Source organism: Myroides sp. LJL116 (genome assembly GCF_054871685.1).
In genome coordinates this window covers 16,067-31,511 of sequence record NZ_JBTXLR010000001.1, presented here as the reverse complement: position 1 = coordinate 31,511, position 15,445 = coordinate 16,067, and the positions used below count along the sequence as shown (strand labels likewise).

15 protein-coding genes are annotated in these 15,445 nt (G+C 33.3%); 6 read left to right on the top strand and 9 right to left on the bottom strand.

Annotation, left to right across the window (positions count from 1 at the left end; translation table 11 throughout):
- Position 1 precedes the first annotated feature (1 nt).
- Entirely contained in the window at positions 2-607 is a 606-nt protein-coding gene (locus ACYSNM_RS00145) for a superoxide dismutase (protein WP_461754512.1), read from the top strand.
- 150 nt (positions 608-757) lie between these two features.
- Here ACYSNM_RS00145 and ACYSNM_RS00140 read toward each other — a convergent pair whose 3' ends face one another.
- The 4 genes from ACYSNM_RS00140 to purN form a co-directional block, all read right to left on the bottom strand.
- The gene (locus ACYSNM_RS00140) at positions 758-2,656 is read right to left on the bottom strand and encodes an amidophosphoribosyltransferase (protein WP_461755118.1); all 1,899 of its coding nucleotides are present in this window, start codon (positions 2,654-2,656) and stop codon (positions 758-760) included.
- Between the two features lie 77 nt (positions 2,657-2,733).
- Positions 2,734-3,663 (bottom strand): PfkB family carbohydrate kinase, encoded by a 930-nt coding sequence (locus ACYSNM_RS00135; protein WP_461755117.1) that lies wholly within the window; start codon positions 3,661-3,663, stop codon positions 2,734-2,736.
- 208 nt (positions 3,664-3,871) lie between these two features.
- A complete protein-coding gene (gene rnhA / locus ACYSNM_RS00130; protein WP_461755116.1) occupies positions 3,872-4,348 on the bottom strand; it encodes a ribonuclease HI in 477 nt (158 codons plus the stop codon).
- Positions 4,338-4,904 carry a phosphoribosylglycinamide formyltransferase gene (purN, locus tag ACYSNM_RS00125; protein WP_461755115.1) on the bottom strand — a complete coding sequence of 189 codons (567 nt, stop codon included), beginning with the start codon at positions 4,902-4,904 and terminating at the stop codon, positions 4,338-4,340. Before purN ends, rnhA begins: the two co-directional genes overlap by 11 nt.
- Before the next feature lie 196 nt (positions 4,905-5,100).
- Here purN and ACYSNM_RS00120 point away from each other — a divergent pair, with 196 nt between their 5' ends.
- From ACYSNM_RS00120 to pyk, 5 genes are all read left to right on the top strand, one after another.
- Positions 5,101-5,337, top strand: coding sequence for an acyl carrier protein (locus ACYSNM_RS00120; RefSeq protein WP_002988156.1), 237 nt, complete (start codon positions 5,101-5,103; stop codon positions 5,335-5,337).
- Positions 5,338-5,528: 191 nt separating this feature from the next.
- Positions 5,529-6,782 (top strand): beta-ketoacyl-ACP synthase II, encoded by a 1,254-nt coding sequence (gene fabF, locus ACYSNM_RS00115; protein ID WP_461755114.1) that lies wholly within the window; start codon positions 5,529-5,531, stop codon positions 6,780-6,782.
- Positions 6,783-6,794: 12 nt separating this feature from the next.
- Positions 6,795-7,538, top strand: coding sequence for a ribonuclease III (rnc, locus tag ACYSNM_RS00110; protein ID WP_461754324.1), 744 nt, complete (start codon positions 6,795-6,797; stop codon positions 7,536-7,538).
- A 105-nt stretch (positions 7,539-7,643) separates the two neighbouring features.
- Positions 7,644-8,132, top strand: a complete 489-nt coding sequence (locus ACYSNM_RS00105; protein WP_461755113.1) for an IPExxxVDY family protein — start codon at positions 7,644-7,646, stop codon at positions 8,130-8,132.
- Between the two features lie 4 nt (positions 8,133-8,136).
- Entirely contained in the window at positions 8,137-9,567 is a 1,431-nt protein-coding gene (gene pyk, locus ACYSNM_RS00100; protein ID WP_461755112.1) for a pyruvate kinase, read from the top strand.
- A gap of 29 nt (positions 9,568-9,596) precedes the next feature.
- Here the strand turns inward: pyk and ACYSNM_RS00095 are convergent, their stop codons facing one another.
- The 5 genes from ACYSNM_RS00095 to ACYSNM_RS00075 form a co-directional block, all read right to left on the bottom strand.
- Positions 9,597-10,250: an HD domain-containing protein gene (locus ACYSNM_RS00095; RefSeq protein ID WP_461755111.1), complete on the bottom strand. Its 654-nt coding sequence runs from the start codon at positions 10,248-10,250 to the stop codon at positions 9,597-9,599.
- 19 nt (positions 10,251-10,269) lie between these two features.
- Positions 10,270-11,268, bottom strand: a complete 999-nt coding sequence (locus ACYSNM_RS00090) for an acyl-ACP desaturase (protein WP_461754301.1) — start codon at positions 11,266-11,268, stop codon at positions 10,270-10,272.
- 67 nt (positions 11,269-11,335) lie between these two features.
- Positions 11,336-12,067 carry a lysophospholipid acyltransferase family protein gene (locus tag ACYSNM_RS00085; protein WP_461755110.1) on the bottom strand — a complete coding sequence of 244 codons (732 nt, stop codon included), beginning with the start codon at positions 12,065-12,067 and terminating at the stop codon, positions 11,336-11,338.
- 68 nt (positions 12,068-12,135) lie between these two features.
- The gene (locus tag ACYSNM_RS00080) at positions 12,136-12,546 is read right to left on the bottom strand and encodes a BrxA/BrxB family bacilliredoxin (protein WP_461754303.1); all 411 of its coding nucleotides are present in this window, start codon (positions 12,544-12,546) and stop codon (positions 12,136-12,138) included.
- 235 nt (positions 12,547-12,781) lie between these two features.
- Positions 12,782-15,196, bottom strand: a complete 2,415-nt coding sequence (locus tag ACYSNM_RS00075; protein ID WP_461755109.1) for a TonB-dependent siderophore receptor — start codon at positions 15,194-15,196, stop codon at positions 12,782-12,784.
- Between the last annotated feature and the right edge of the window lie 249 nt (positions 15,197-15,445).

The following is a 15,445-nucleotide window of genomic DNA, read 5'->3' as shown; positions in this document are numbered from 1 at the left end:
TATGGCTTTCGAATTACCTAAATTACCTTATGCTTACGATGCATTAGAACCAAATATCGATGCTCGTACAATGGAAATCCACCATACAAAACACCACCAAGCTTATACAACTAACTTAAATAATGCTATCGCTGGTACTGAATTAGAAGCAAAATCAATCGAAGAGATATTAAAAAACCTAGACATGAATAACGCAGCAGTGCGTAATAATGGAGGTGGTTTTTATAACCATAACTTATTTTGGACAGTAATGAGCCCAAATGGTGGAGGTTTACCTCAAGGAGAATTAGCAGCTGCTATTGAAAAAGATTTTGGTTCTTTTGAGAACTTCAAAGATGCTTTTTCTAAAGCTGGAGCTACTCAGTTTGGTTCAGGATGGGCTTGGTTATGTGTGAAAGATGGAAAGTTATCAGTTTGTGGTACTCCAAATCAAGATAACCCATTAATGCCAGGTGTAACTTGTCAAGGTACTCCAATCTTAGGAATGGATGTATGGGAACACGCTTACTACTTAAACTACCAAAACCGTCGTCCTGACTATATTACAGCTTTCTTTAATGTAATTAACTGGGATGAAGTTAGTAGAAGATACAACGAGGCTAAGTAATTAGCTTTTTAATACCATGTAAAGGCTAAAAGATAAAATCTTTTAGCCTTTTTTTATGGGTGAAAATTCTTTAAAAAAACAAAGCCGACCAATATATTGGTCGGCTTTGTTTTTTTCTTTTACTATATAGAGCTATAAAAATGCTTCACCTTAGTAAGGTTTTTCATCTCTTCCTTCAAAATAGTTTATAAAGGCTCTATTCACAACACGATTACCACCTTTAGTTGGATAATCCCCTGTAAAATACCAGTCTCCAGTATTATCTGGACAAGCAACATGTAAGTTTTCCACTTCCTGGAATACAATTTTCACTTTTGATGTTACGTCCTTGTCTGTTACCATCTGTGCAATCTTATCCGAAATTTCTTGCGTAGTAAAAGGTGCATAGATTTGCTTAACATAATTAACTACATCTTTATCTTCAAAGTGCTCTTGAGCTTTAGATTGAGCATAAACTTGTTCAACTACATCAAACATATTGCGTTCTTTTAAAAGCTCTATAGCAGCTTGAAAAGCAATTAGCCCTTCTAATTTAGCCATATCAATACCATAGCAATCTGGGTAACGAACTTGAGGAGCAGCTGAAACAACAACTATTTGTTTTGGTTTCAAACGATCTAACATTCGAATAATACTCTTTTTAAGAGTTGTCCCCCTTACAATACTATCGTCAATAATTACAAGGTTATCTGTCGGTTTAATTACTCCATAAGTTACATCGTACACATGAGCAACTAAATCATCTCTACTACTATCATCGGTGATAAAGGTTCTTAATTTAGCATCTTTAACAGCAATCTTTTCTGTACGAAGTTTTACAGATAAAATTTCCTTTAATTTATCTTCTGATAAATTCTCTTTATTAGTAAGGATATCTGCAATTTTACGCTGGTTCAAGAAGTCTTGTGCCCCTTCTACCATTCCAAAGAAGGAAGTTTCTGAGGTATTTGGAATATAGGAAAACACAGAGTTATCAGTATCATCATCAATAGCTTCAAGAATTTGAGGGAAAATTAATTTTCCTAAATCTTTTCTCTCTTGATAAATTTGAGCATCATTACCTCTAGAGAAATAAACACGCTCGAAAGAACATGCTCTAAGTGGTAATGGATCTAATATTTTCTCAAAGTGAACACTTGCATCTTTGCGAATAATGATAGCACTTCCCGGATCTAATTCTTTTATTTCATCGAAACCTACGTTAAAAGCAGTTTGAATTACAGGTCTTTCACTTGCTACAACAGTAATTTCGTCATTATCTAAATAATAAACAGGGCGGATTCCTGCAGGATCACGTAAAACAAAAGCGTCTCCATGTCCAATCATACCAGCCATAGCAAAACCACCATCCCAATTCTTGGATGATCTCTTAAGGATTCTACCAATGTCTAAGCGCTCACCAATTTTTGGAGAAGCAGCCTTTTTTGAAAACCCTTCCTCTTTAATTTTATAGTATAATTCAGAAACTTCATCGTCTAAGAAATGTCCGATTTTTTCCATTACTGTAATGGTGTCTGTCATTTCTTTAGGGTGCTGACCTAAAGCAACTAAATCTTGGAATAGCTCCCTAACGTTAGTTAAGTTAAAGTTACCTGCTAAGATTAAGTTACGGTGCATCCAGTTGTTTTGACGCAAGAAAGGATGAACATTCTCGATATTATTCTTTCCAAAAGTTCCATATCTCACATGCCCTAAAAACACTTCACCTAAATAAGGGATATGTTTTTTTTGCAAATCAACGTCATCAGCATATTCAGGATGCTCTAATAATTCCTTATTAATACGTCCATTAATCTGTTGGAAAATATCAAGGATAGGTTGACTTTGATTTGAGCGAACTCTACTAATATATCGTTCTCCCGGCTCCATATCAAGTTTAATACTTGCTAATCCAGCTCCGTCTTGACCGCGATTATGCTGTTTCTCAAGTAACAAATACATTTTTTGGATAGGATAAAAAGCACTTCCATACTTCTCTTTATAGAAAGATAGAGGTTTTTTTAACCTCAATAATGCTATCCCACATTCGTGTTTTAGTGCGTCACTCATGATTAAGTTGTGTGTGTGTTATGTGTGTAAGTTTGTTTTTTGATTAAAAAAAGCCCCATACTGAGGCTTCTAATATATTATTTCGCTAATTCAATATCGAATTGCGTAAGTGTTTTAAATTGTATTAATCTATTTTTTAATTCTTCTTGTTCTAAAGTTACCATTCGTTTTGTTCCAAATTGCTCCACACAAAAAGATGCTAAATTAGATCCGTGAATAATGGCATTTTTCATATTATGAAAAGACACATTACTACTTTGAGCTAAATAACCTGCAAATCCACCTGCGAAAGTATCTCCAGCACCTGTTGGATCAAACACTTCTTTCAATGGTAATGCTGGGGCAAAGAAAACTTCCTTTTCACAGAAAAGTAAAGCGCCATGCTCACCTTTTTTAATTACAACGTATTTAGGTCCCATTTGTTGAATAACCTCTGCTGCTTTAACTAGAGAATACTCTCCAGATAACTGCCTAGCTTCTTCGTCATTAATGGTAATTACATCTACTCGTTTTAATACCTCTTTTAGTTCTTCTAAAGCACAATTCATCCAGAAATTCATTGTATCTAGTACAACCAACTTAGGTTTCTCTGATAATTGATCCAATACACTTTTTTGTGTACTTGGATGTAAATTACCAAGCATTACAACATCTGCATTTTTAAAATTTTCCGGAACTATAGGATTAAAGTTCTCTAAAACATTTAATCTAGTTTCTAAAGTATCTCTCGAATTTAAATCGTTATGGTATCTTCCACTCCAGAAAAAAGTTTCTCCACCTTCAACCACTTCGATTCCTGAGGTATCAATATTTCTGCTTTTCAATAAATCTAAATACTCACTAGGAAAGTCGTCTCCAACAATGGAAACAATAGAAGATTGCACATTAAAGTAAGAAGCAGCTAAACCTATAAAAGTTGCTGCACCTCCTAAAATCTTATCTGTCTTGCCAAATGGAGTCTCTATCGCATCAAAAGCTACTGTACCCACAATTAGTAATTTGTTCATATTTTTTACTAAGAAATAAAGGTGCAAATATAGTGCAATACTTTTTTGGCTACAAAATTTAATAGTTATAAAATACTTAGATAACTATAAATTCATACCCATAAGTAAAAAAAACCACTATATATCCTACCAAAATCAAGGTATACTAATTCAAAAATAAGTGCAAAGAAATTAATAGACAAATTTTAACCTCTCAAAAACACTTACTTTATTGATTTTCTTCATAGTATAGATCTACTAAGGCATTCTTATCAAAAGAAGCTTGAACTGCTAACTCATCACATCTTTCGTTCATAGGATGATCATTATGACCTTTCACCCACTGAAAATCAACAATATGCTGTTGATAAATCAATAAAAAGCGTTTCCACAAATCCGGATTCTTTTTATCTTTAAAATCTTTTTTCACCCAATTAAAAACCCATCCTTTACTAACAGAATCTACAACGTATTTAGAGTCAGAAACTACTAATACACGTGTCCCTGGATTTTTAAGTTTTTCTAAACCTACAATAACTGCTAAGAGCTCCATGCGATTATTAGTAGTTTTTCGATAACCTTGAGAAAACTCCTTAAAAACATTTCTTCCTGCCCATTCTAAAATTAATCCATATCCTCCAGGACCAGGATTACCTCTAGAAGAACCATCGGTATACAGAATTACTTGAGGAGAATTATTTGCCATATAACAACTCATTTATTACCTCTGGAAAATGTTTATGCTCTAATACTTGTACAGCTTTAGCAATCTGTTCCCATTGGTCAAAACCAGTGATATCTGTTTTCTCTTGAAAAATCACGCCACCTTCATCATAATGTTCATTCACATAATGAATAGTTATTCCAGTAAACTTCTCTTTGTTATCTAGTACAGCTTGATGCACAAAATGACCATACATCCCCTTTCCTCCATATAAAGGTAAAAGCGCAGGGTGAATGTTAATAATCTTATTTGGATACTTCAAAACAAGATCTTCAGGAAATTTCCATAAAAAGCCTGCGAGAACAATTAAATCAGGTGCAAAATCTTCTAAGATTTCCGCCACTTGACCCTCATTTAACATGTTTCTATTAAAAATGATTGTAGGTAAGTTTCTTTTTTCAGCTTTTTCTATTACCTTAGCATTAGGATTATTAGCTAAAATTAAATATTGATTATCAATAGACTTACTTTGAAAGTATTCTATTATGTTCTCTACGTTAGTGCCTGATCCTGAAGCAAATAAAGCGATCTTTTTCATATATAAATGGCTTGTTATTTTTTTAAAACACTCATTCTGAGTACAAAAAAAAGAATAATATGTGACATTAAATAGAAAAATAGTGAGAAGTATTAATTATTTTCATAATTTCGCACCGACAATTAACATGAAAAATCAGGTTTTAAAATAAAGTTTTTTATTTTTGCCTACGAATTTAAATTTAAAATTAAAGATTATGTCAGACATTGCATCAAGAGTTAAAGCGATTATCGTTGACAAATTAGGTGTTGACGAAAACGAAGTTGTAGCAGAAGCAAGCTTCACTAATGATTTAGGAGCTGATTCACTAGATACAGTTGAGCTTATCATGGAATTCGAAAAAGAATTTGATATTCAAATTCCAGATGACCAAGCTGAAAATATCGCTACAGTTGGACAAGCTATCTCTTATATTGAAGAAGCTAAAAAATAATAACTGATTCCCACGTGTTTCGATTTATCAAAACACGTGGGCGTTATTATTTTGCTGTATACTAATTTTTAAGAAAAAAAAGGACAGATTGTTAACAATCTACGATATACATCAAATAAACAACCCAATGTTTCCTTTTTGAAAAGTGAAAAATTGGGTTTTTTTTATTATAAACCATAAATTTAAGTTTTATGAAATTAAAGCGAGTTGTTGTAACAGGTTTAGGTGCACTTACTCCTATTGGAAATAATATCCAGGAATATTGGAACAGCCTAATTAATGGAGTAAGCGGAGCTGCACCCATTACATATTTTGACGCTACCAATTTCAAAACACAATTTGCGTGTGAGGTAAAGAACTTTAATGTTGAGGACTTTATTGAAAGAAAAGAAGCACGTAAAATGGATCGCTATGCACAATATGCATTAGTGAGTGCAGAAGAAGCTATAAAAAATTCAGGACTAGATCTTGATGCAATCGATAGAGATAGAGCAGGAGTAATCTGGGGCTCTGGAATTGGTGGACTAGAAACTTTCCAAAATGAAGTAACTAACTTCGTAAATGGGAATGGAACACCTAAATTTAATCCATTCTTTATACCAAAGATGATTGCTGATATTGCAGGTGGTCATATTTCAATGAAATACGGTTTAAGAGGTCCTAACTTCACAACTGTTTCTGCGTGTGCTTCATCTACCAATGCAATTATTGATGCTTTTAACTATATTCGTTTAGGGATGGCTGATATTATTGTAACAGGTGGTTCTGAGGCAGCAGTTACTATTGCTGGAATTGGAGGTTTCAATGCAATGCATGCTCTTTCAACTAGAAATGACGATCCTAAAACTGCATCTCGTCCAATGGACAAAGATCGTGAAGGATTTGTATTAGGAGAAGGTTCAGGTGCTCTAGTTTTAGAGGAGTATGAACATGCTGTTGCACGTGGAGCAAAAATATACTGTGAAATTGGTGGTGGTGGAATGTCTGCGGACGCTCACCATTTAACTGCACCACACCCAGAAGGTTTAGGTGCTACTAATGTTATGCTAAACTGTTTACGTGATGCTGGGCTTTCGCCAAGTGATGTAGATGTTTTAAACTTACATGGAACCTCAACACCTTTAGGAGATATTGCTGAATCAAAAGCGATATTAAAGGTATTTGGTGATCATGCATATAACATGAACTTGAATTCTACAAAATCTATGACAGGACACTTACTTGGAGCTGCTGGAGTAATCGAAGCAATTTCAGTTATCCTTTCTTTAGAACATGGAATTATCCCACCAACAATTAATCACTTTACTGATGATGAATCAATTGATCCTAAATTAAACTTTACTTTCAACAAAGCTCAAAAAAGAGACATTAAAGTTGGAATGAGTAACACTTTTGGATTTGGTGGACACAATGCTTGTGTACTTGTTAAAAAACTTGAAAACTAGCACATCATTATGATGAGTAAGTTCTTAAATAGAATCTTTAAAAATTCCCGTACTTCTGATAAGTACGGGAATTTTTCTAGTAAAATAGCTAAGATAATTGGAGTAACTCCTTTGGATCCTTCTATATATAAATTAGCTTTTACTCATCGATCTATGAATATTGTAGATCAAAATGGAAATCCAATAAACTATGAAAGATTGGAGTTCCTTGGAGATGCAATGTTAGGCTCAATTATCGCCTCTTATCTGTATTTACAGGTAGCCAATGGCGATGAAGGTTATCTAACTAAAATGCGCTCAAAAATAGTTTCAAGGGAAAACCTCAATGACCTTGGAAAAAGCTTAGACTTGATTAGTAATGTCGAAAGCAAAATGGGTAACCAACAATTTGGTGAAAACATCCATGGAAACTTATTAGAAGCTCTAATTGGAGCTATATATTTAGACCGTGGCTATCCAGCTTGCGAACGATTCATCCATGACAAACTACTTTCTAAAGTAGCAGACATAGAGAAATTAGAAACTAAAATTACTAGCTACAAAAGCTTACTTATCGAATGGTGTCAGAAAACTAAACACACTTTCAAATTCGATACCTATGAGGATGATACTGCTGAGGAACTTAAGTACTTTGGTGTACGTCTCTATATTGATGAGAAGATAGTTTCTAAGGCTAGAGCTACCTCAAAAAAGAAAGCAGAAGAAAAAGCTGCACAAAGAGCTTACTTCGCTCTACAGGAAAAAATACAAAAGTAATATCTCTTTTTCCTATTAATTTAACATTCTAGTAATACGCCTTTTACTAAAAAAAAACAATTATCGTTTTAATTATCGTATATTTGTATCTAACACTAATCTCATATGGGGGTAATAAAATATAAGTTAGACGACTTTGATACTGATGACTATAAATTAATTGCCATACATTCTTCCAGAAAAGAAGATTTTAAGGTGGTTTATACTATCAATACCATCTTAGATTTTTTTCTTGAAAGGCAGCCTTCCGATATCCTCATTCGAACCGAAGAAGGTAATGCTAGATTTTCAATCTTCGAATATGAAGACTTAGACCTTCATATTCTATGGAAAGTAGTATCTAACAAATCGTTTATTCAGCCTGATACTGACTTAGTATCCCCTTTGTTTACTGGGAAAAAACATGCCATCACCAAACAAGGTTATCTAGTTCCTGAACTTAAAAATGTGGACTATTTAATTAAAATTGAAGATGCGGATGACTTTTTTGACCTTTCAAAAATAATAGAAAAATTAAATACAGTAAAAATATTCTCTGCTGCTTATGAATTAAAGCAAGAGACAATTAAATATAGAAAAAACCTAATTTTTTAAAAATATGGTAGCACAAAAAAAGACAAAAATCGTTGCAACTCTAGGTCCAGCATCTAGTTCTAAACAAGTGTTGCACGATATGATTAAAGCTGGTGTAAACGTTTTTAGAATAAACTTTTCCCATGCAGATTATCAAGATGTACAAGAAAAAATAAATATAATCCGTGAGCTAAACAAGCAATACGGCTATACAACATCTATTTTAGGGGATTTACAAGGTCCTAAACTACGTGTTGGAATAATGGCAGAGGATGTTATTGTTAATCCAGGAGACCACATTACTTTCTCAACAAAAGAAGAGTTCAAAGGAGATGCTAATCGCGTTTACATGAACTATAAAAAATTCCCACAAGATGTAAATCCTGGAGAGCAAATTTTATTGGATGATGGTAAATTAATCTTTGAAGTTGTTTCTACAAACAAAGAAGATGAAGTAGTTGCTAAAGTAATACAAGGTGGTCCTTTGAAATCTAAAAAAGGAGTTAACTTACCGATGACAAAAGTATCTTTACCTGCTTTAACAGAGAAAGATATCAAAGATGCCATTTTTGCAATTAAAGCCCAAGTAGATTGGATTGCATTATCCTTTGTAAGAACACCGGAGGATTTAAAAGATTTACAAGCTTTGATTCAAGAGCATTCTGATCACAAAATTCCTATTATTGCTAAGATTGAAAAACCTGAAGCAGTAAAAAATATAGAGCAAATTGTTACTAGCTGTGATGGTTTAATGGTTGCTCGTGGAGATTTAGGAGTTGAAATCCCAGCACAAGAGGTTCCTTTAATTCAAAAACAACTAGTAATTGTTGCTAAAAATGCGAGAATTCCTGTTATTATTGCAACCCAAATGATGGAAACAATGATTTCTAGTTTAACTCCAACAAGAGCAGAAGTTAACGACGTTGCGAACTCTGTTATGGATGGAGCAGATGCTGTAATGCTTTCAGGAGAAACTTCTGTAGGAAGTTACCCAGTACAGGTAATTGAAAAGATGACTCAAATCATTCAAAGTGTTGAGGACTCTCCAATTATCAAGGTTCCTCAAAGTCCACCAACAATTAAAACAAACCGATATATCACTAAAAACATTTGTTATCACGCAGCTTTAATGGCTAACGATATTGAAGCCAAAGCAATTTGTACTTTAACAAATAGTGGATATACAGCCTTCCAAATTTCAGCTTGGAGACCTAATAGTAATATTTTGGTATTCTCTTCTAATAAAAGAATTATCACTCAATTAAACCTATTATGGGGAGTTCAAGCCTTCTATTACGATAAATTTGTAAGTACAGATGAGACCATTGAAGATATCAATCATATGGTCGTAGAAAAAGGATATGCCACGCCAGGTGACATGGTAATTAACCTTGCAGCAATGCCAATTATAGAGAAAGGAATGGTTAACACCCTGAGAATTTCTCAAGTGAAATAAAAAAAGGAGCTATTAAGCTCCTTTTTTTATTATTTTAATTCCCATTCATAGTAAAACTGGCTTATAAAATTCTCCATATACTGGTGTCTTTGCTCTGCCAATTGCTTACCTGTTTGGGTATTCATTAAGTCTTTTAATCGAAATAACTTTTCATAAAAATGATTTATTGTTGTGCCTTTGTGCTTTTTGTATTGCTCTTTGCTCATGTTTAACATTGGCTCCTCACTTGGATCATGGATGGTATTATTTTTATACCCTCCATAATTAAAAGCCCTAGCAATACCAATAGCTCCAATAGCATCTAGGCGATCTGCATCTTGAACAATATCTAATTCTTTACTGGTAAAGGTCTTATTGACATTTCCTCCTTTGAAAGAGATATTCTCAATACCAAGAACTACATGGTCAATCACAGATTGTTCTACTTGAAGTTCTTCAAGTAACTCCCTTGCTTTTTTAGGCCCAACTGTTTCATCTCCATTATGGAATTTACTATCAGCTATATCATGTAACAAAGCTAATAACTGAACAACTAATAAGTTGCATCCTTGCTCCAATTTAGCGATATAAATGGCATTATTATATACTCTCTGAATATGGAACCAATCATGCCCACTTTCATTGTCTTTAAGTGCTAATTCAACTTGGAAACTAACCTGTTCAATTAATTGCTCGTCTTTCATTAAAAAAAATATTAATCTATTACACTATAAGTGCTGGTCTAACCCATTTAAAGGTTTCAGGTTCTTTTTCAATAACCATTCTCTCTGCAACTCTATGCATACGAGCAGGTAGTTTCATTAAGTAATCACGTGCTTTCTCGGCATCATCTGTTAGGTTGTTAATTTGAGAGATATTCCATCTATCAATTAATTTCTCCATAATATCGATATAGTCAAAAGCCGTGTAAACTCCAATTCTTTGAGCAGAATCAGAGAACTTTTCAAAAGCATCTCCCATTTTACCTCCTGATTCTCTAATTAAGTTGGCAGGCATGGTAATTTTACGCTTCATCATATCTACAAAAGCCAACATCATCTCACTTGGATCTACTTCGAAAATTCTCTCTACAAACTCCGAATAAGCATGGTGGTGTCTCATTTCATCACCAGCGATTAAACGACAAATCTTTGAAAGTTTATGATCTCCATAAGTCTTAGCTAACTTTGCCACTCTATGATGGGAAATATATGTAGCTAATTCCTGAAAACTCGTAAATATAAAGTTTTTGTAAGGGTCACGGTCTGTTCCTGGATCGAAACCATCATTTATAAGGTGGTGTGTTGTGATTTCTACTTGCTTCATATCTACACGTCCAGAAAGATATAAATACTTATTTAAAAGGTCTCCATGACGGTTTTCTTCTCCTGTCCAGTGACGGATCCATTTTGCCCATCCATTTCCACCTTCTCCTTCTTTTTGGTTAACACCTTCTACATCCATAAGCCAAGACTCATAAGTAGGCAAGGCTTCCTCTGTAATAGTATCTCCAACAAGAGTTACCCAAAAATCGTAAGGTAATTCCTTTGCATATTCGCGTAGCTCTTTAACCTCTTCGATGAAGTTTTCACTTTCTGAATCTGGTAATAGATCAGAAGGCTGCCATATCTTCTCCACAGGTATAAGATAATTTTCAACAAAATTATCGATATTTTTCTCTAAGAATTGCATTACTTCGAGACGTACGTTTTTAATCGACATAATAAAAGATTTTATATCCATTTCAAAAGTGAATTACTAGAATTCCTTTTAAACAGATAATTAAATATTAATTTAGTTTAGATCCGATTTGCTCTTGAACTCTTTCAAAAGTTTCCTCAAAACTATAATCTTCAGATTTAAAATAAGGGTGTGCAAAAATTTCAATTTTAGCATTTAATCCTAAAGGAAAGTTTCCAAATCGGAACAACTTCCAAGAATTATTAATGGTAAGAGGTACGATATAAGAATTAGGTGCAAACTTACAAAGCATCTTTAATCCATTTTCAGAGAAACGTTTTAACTTCCCATCTCTACTTCTAGTTCCTTCGGGGAATATTACAGCAGAGCGATTGTGTTTAGATATATATTGACCTAATTTCTTTATCTCTGTTAGAGCCTGTTTTGCGTCCTTACGATCAATTAATACAGACCCTCCATGCGTCAAATTATAAGAAACACTTGGAATACCTTTACCCAACTCTTTCTTACTTACAAACTTTGGATGGTTCTTTCTGAAAAACCAAATTATCATTGGTATGTCAAACATACTTTGATGATTGGAAACAAAAATAATAGGCCTATCTGTAGGAAGATTTACATCTCCTCTTAATTTAAAGGTTGTCCCTAATACCAATCCGCACTTCATTAAAGTCCATACCATAAGATCCACTACCTTTTTATGACTATTATAACCAAATACATTAAAGGCGACCCACTGAAATACATGAAAAATTATTAGAACAATAAAAACTAATAAAATAAAAATAATAGATAACGGGTAAGAGATAATTTTCTGCATTATTACTAAATAACTAATAAGCAAATATACACTTAAAAAAAAGACCACCTTATAGGTGGTCATAATTTTTAACAATATTCTTTGAAAGCATCCATTAAGTTTTCTGTGATAATCTCAGCAGAATGTCCTTCAATATGATGTCTTTCTAACATATGTACTAATTCTCCATCTTTAAACAAAGCCATACTCGGCGAAGATGGAGGGAAAGGGAACATATGCTTACGAGCAACATCAACAGCATCTTTATCTACACCAGCAAATACAGTGATAATATTTGTAGGTTTTTTATCTCCTTTTAAACTATTGATAGCTCCTGGTCTTGCATTTCTAGCTGCACAACCACAAACCGAGTTTACAACCACTAAAGTTGTACCTGTTCTAGCTAGAGCTTGCTCTACCTCCTCAGCAGTACTTAATGATTCGAATCCTGCATCAATTAACTCCTGACGCATTGGGTTTACTATTTCTTGTGGATACATAATAATAAATCTAAATTTGGTTATATAGCAAAGTTACTCTTTTTATCGATGAAAAAAACAGTACAATTATAAAGAAATGTTATACTTTAAGTTCCTACTGAGCTTTTTAGAGTTTCTTGATTTAAAACTTATGAACACCTAGGTTACAGGTATATAAAAAAACGAGATAGAAGGACTCTATCTCGTTTTAAGCGAATATTATATAACTTCTGAAAATAACTAACTTTCACTCTTATTAAAATCTGTACGTTAACTGTGCTGCAAAATTACGAGGAGCTGTTTCATTGATATATCCTCCACGGTAGTATGAAGTATATCCTGTCTTATTAAAGATGTTATTAGCATATACTCTTAATGTAGCATTTTTATAACTATAAGCGATTTGCGCATTTACTGTAGTATAGTCAGGCATATCAAATGGTCTTTCTCCTACCATACTTCCATGAGCGTCTGGTTTCAAGTTAAACTCATTCACTGGTCTTTTTCCTACAAAATAAACCCCAGCTCCAAAAGAAAGACCTTTAAGAGAACCATCATTTAATTTATAATTTAACCAACCATTAGCTGTATGTGCTGGAGCATTCATTGGAGCTGACCCTTCCTTATAGATTGGACTTCCTTTATACTTTGCATCTAAGAAAGCATACCCTAACATTAATTCTAAATTATTGGTGATCTTCCCATTAATATCAACCTCAACTCCTCTTCTAGCAAGATCTCCAGCTTTCTCAAAAGTTTCAGGAACTGCAGAACCATTTGGATTGTAAACTTGAGCTAAAATATTTTTATTAGTTGCGTCAAAATAAGTAACATTTACTAATAATTGATCGTTTAACCAACTTGATTTAACTCCAAACTCCAATTGTTGTGTATCTTGTGGACCTGCAAAACCACCTGATTCTAGTTTATTATTAGATTGTCTTAAACTTGTTGTAGTTGTATATGAACCAAATAAATTAATGTTTTCCGTTGGGCTAACGATTAATCCGAAAATTGGGTTCCATCTATCTACTGTTGCATTTTCTGTATTAACTCCATTTAAACGGCTATAACGTACCCCAACCAATGCTCTAACATATTGTCCAAGCTCTACATAGTCTTGAGCCATGAATCCATAAGTAGGTGTAGTTACAATTGTTTGACCACTAGCAGTAAAATGTAAGTCAGTTGGATTTTCATTAGAAATATCCCCTAATACATCGATAGTGTCAATTTTACCATTTTTACCAAGAACTTCTCCTTTGTAAACTGTGTTAAATGCATCTGAAGTAACTTGACTTTGTCTAAAGTCGAAACCTACTTGAAAAGTATGTTTTGCAAAGCCTGTTACAATATCCTTACCTACTAAATCAACTTGTACAACAGAGTTTTGGTCTTTAGTTTTACTTTTGCTAATTCCTCTATTGATCCATTTTAATTCATCTACAGTAGTTCCTTTAGGATTAGCTTTACTAACTGTAGCACCTCTTTGATCAACTTTTCTTTCTGCTGTAAAAGAAGAAACTCTTAAGCTTAATTTATCAGAAAGTTCTCTTTGAAAACGAACTCCATAGGTCATCACTTGAGAATCATAATAGTCTCCTTTAAATCCTAAGAATTTATCATGAGGCATTTTATAAAGACGATTCTCTGTGTCTGGTCCTAAGTTTACTGTTCCTCTATCTGGTACAGCATTACTTTTTAAATAATCAAACTCAGCAGTAATGGTTGTTTTATCATCAATTTTATACGTAAGAGATGGGTTTACATAAAACTTATCACTTCCTGTATGAATACGGTATCCATCATTTTTTTCATAAGCACCATTAAAACGTAAAGAAACCGTTTCTTTCTTATCTAAAATTTGCTCAATATCCACTGTTGGACGAATTTGCCCATATGAACCAGCTCTGAATCCTATTTCTCTTTTATTTCTAAAGTTTGGTGTTTTTGTTATAACATTAATAACTCCACCAGCACTACCTAAACCATTTCCAATTCCCTGTCCAATAGAAGCAGACCCTTTCAATACTTGAATGCTCTCCACTCCTTGCATATCTGAAATTGCTGAAGAGGTACGGAAGTCAGAATCTAAAGCTACTCCATTTTTTAAAACAGGAGTTCCTCTAAAACCTCTAATACTCATACTTTCATTTACACCACCATAAGTAGCAAATTGCGTTACCCCAGCAACGTTTCTTGCTGCATCTGTAATACTTAAAGCACCTTGTTCTTGAATCACTTGGTCGGAAACAATAGTAATATTTTGAATCTGATCTTGAATAGGTAAAGGTAATCTTGTTAAGTTCTGAACTTGCTTAACATTTTTGTTTGATTTCCCATAAATGGTGATATTAGAAAGAGTACTATTATCATGTTCTAATACGAAATTAAAAACCTCTTCCTTTTTAGAAACTTGTATTGCTCTTGAAGCAGTCACAAATCCGATAAAGCTAACTTTTAAATTGTACTTTCCTGGCTTTACGTTAGATAGAACATACTCCCCAGAATCACCACTGATTCCTCCTGTTGTAGTTCCTTCCAATACAACTGTAGCAAAAGCTACCGGTTTGTTATTTTGGTCTACTAACTTACCTTTTACAATAGAATTTTGCCCAGCAACTCCTATTACCCAGCAAACACAAAACATAAAAACATTAAATACTTTCATTTTTAACCTATCTTATTTAGACTTATTTAAATTTACGGCAAATGTATATTGATTCTAAATAACAAACAAGCTTTATTAAGACTTTTTATAAATAAGAAAGTAGCCAATAGAAATATATTCGCAACTAAATCAATTAGATACAAGTCTACTTCTATAAATGATATTTATATTTTAAATAATAATATTTAATTTAACAATAATTCAGAGAAATACGCAAAAATAACGTCTATAAAATTTCTCCATTAAAGA

Excerpts from the sequence above, each read along its gene's own strand:
- ACYSNM_RS00145 (WP_461754512.1), top strand. The coding sequence starts at position 2 with ATGGCTTTCGAATTACCTAAATTACCTTATGCTTACGATGCATTAGAA.
- ACYSNM_RS00140 (WP_461755118.1), bottom strand. The coding sequence starts at position 2,656 with ATGAGTGACGCACTAAAACACGAATGTGGGATAGCATTATTGAGGTTA.
- ACYSNM_RS00135 (WP_461755117.1), bottom strand. The coding sequence starts at position 3,663 with ATGAACAAATTACTAATTGTGGGTACAGTAGCTTTTGATGCGATAGAG.
- rnhA (WP_461755116.1), bottom strand. The coding sequence starts at position 4,348 with ATGGCAAATAATTCTCCTCAAGTAATTCTGTATACCGATGGTTCTTCT.
- purN (WP_461755115.1), bottom strand. The coding sequence starts at position 4,904 with ATGAAAAAGATCGCTTTATTTGCTTCAGGATCAGGCACTAACGTAGAG.
- ACYSNM_RS00120 (WP_002988156.1), top strand. The coding sequence starts at position 5,101 with ATGTCAGACATTGCATCAAGAGTTAAAGCGATTATCGTTGACAAATTA.
- fabF (WP_461755114.1), top strand. The coding sequence starts at position 5,529 with ATGAAATTAAAGCGAGTTGTTGTAACAGGTTTAGGTGCACTTACTCCT.
- rnc (WP_461754324.1), top strand. The coding sequence starts at position 6,795 with ATGAGTAAGTTCTTAAATAGAATCTTTAAAAATTCCCGTACTTCTGAT.
- ACYSNM_RS00105 (WP_461755113.1), top strand. The coding sequence starts at position 7,644 with ATGGGGGTAATAAAATATAAGTTAGACGACTTTGATACTGATGACTAT.
- pyk (WP_461755112.1), top strand. The coding sequence starts at position 8,137 with ATGGTAGCACAAAAAAAGACAAAAATCGTTGCAACTCTAGGTCCAGCA.
- ACYSNM_RS00095 (WP_461755111.1), bottom strand. The coding sequence starts at position 10,250 with ATGAAAGACGAGCAATTAATTGAACAGGTTAGTTTCCAAGTTGAATTA.
- ACYSNM_RS00090 (WP_461754301.1), bottom strand. The coding sequence starts at position 11,268 with ATGTCGATTAAAAACGTACGTCTCGAAGTAATGCAATTCTTAGAGAAA.
- ACYSNM_RS00085 (WP_461755110.1), bottom strand. The coding sequence starts at position 12,067 with ATGCAGAAAATTATCTCTTACCCGTTATCTATTATTTTTATTTTATTA.
- ACYSNM_RS00080 (WP_461754303.1), bottom strand. The coding sequence starts at position 12,546 with ATGTATCCACAAGAAATAGTAAACCCAATGCGTCAGGAGTTAATTGAT.
- ACYSNM_RS00075 (WP_461755109.1), bottom strand. The coding sequence starts at position 15,196 with ATGAAAGTATTTAATGTTTTTATGTTTTGTGTTTGCTGGGTAATAGGA.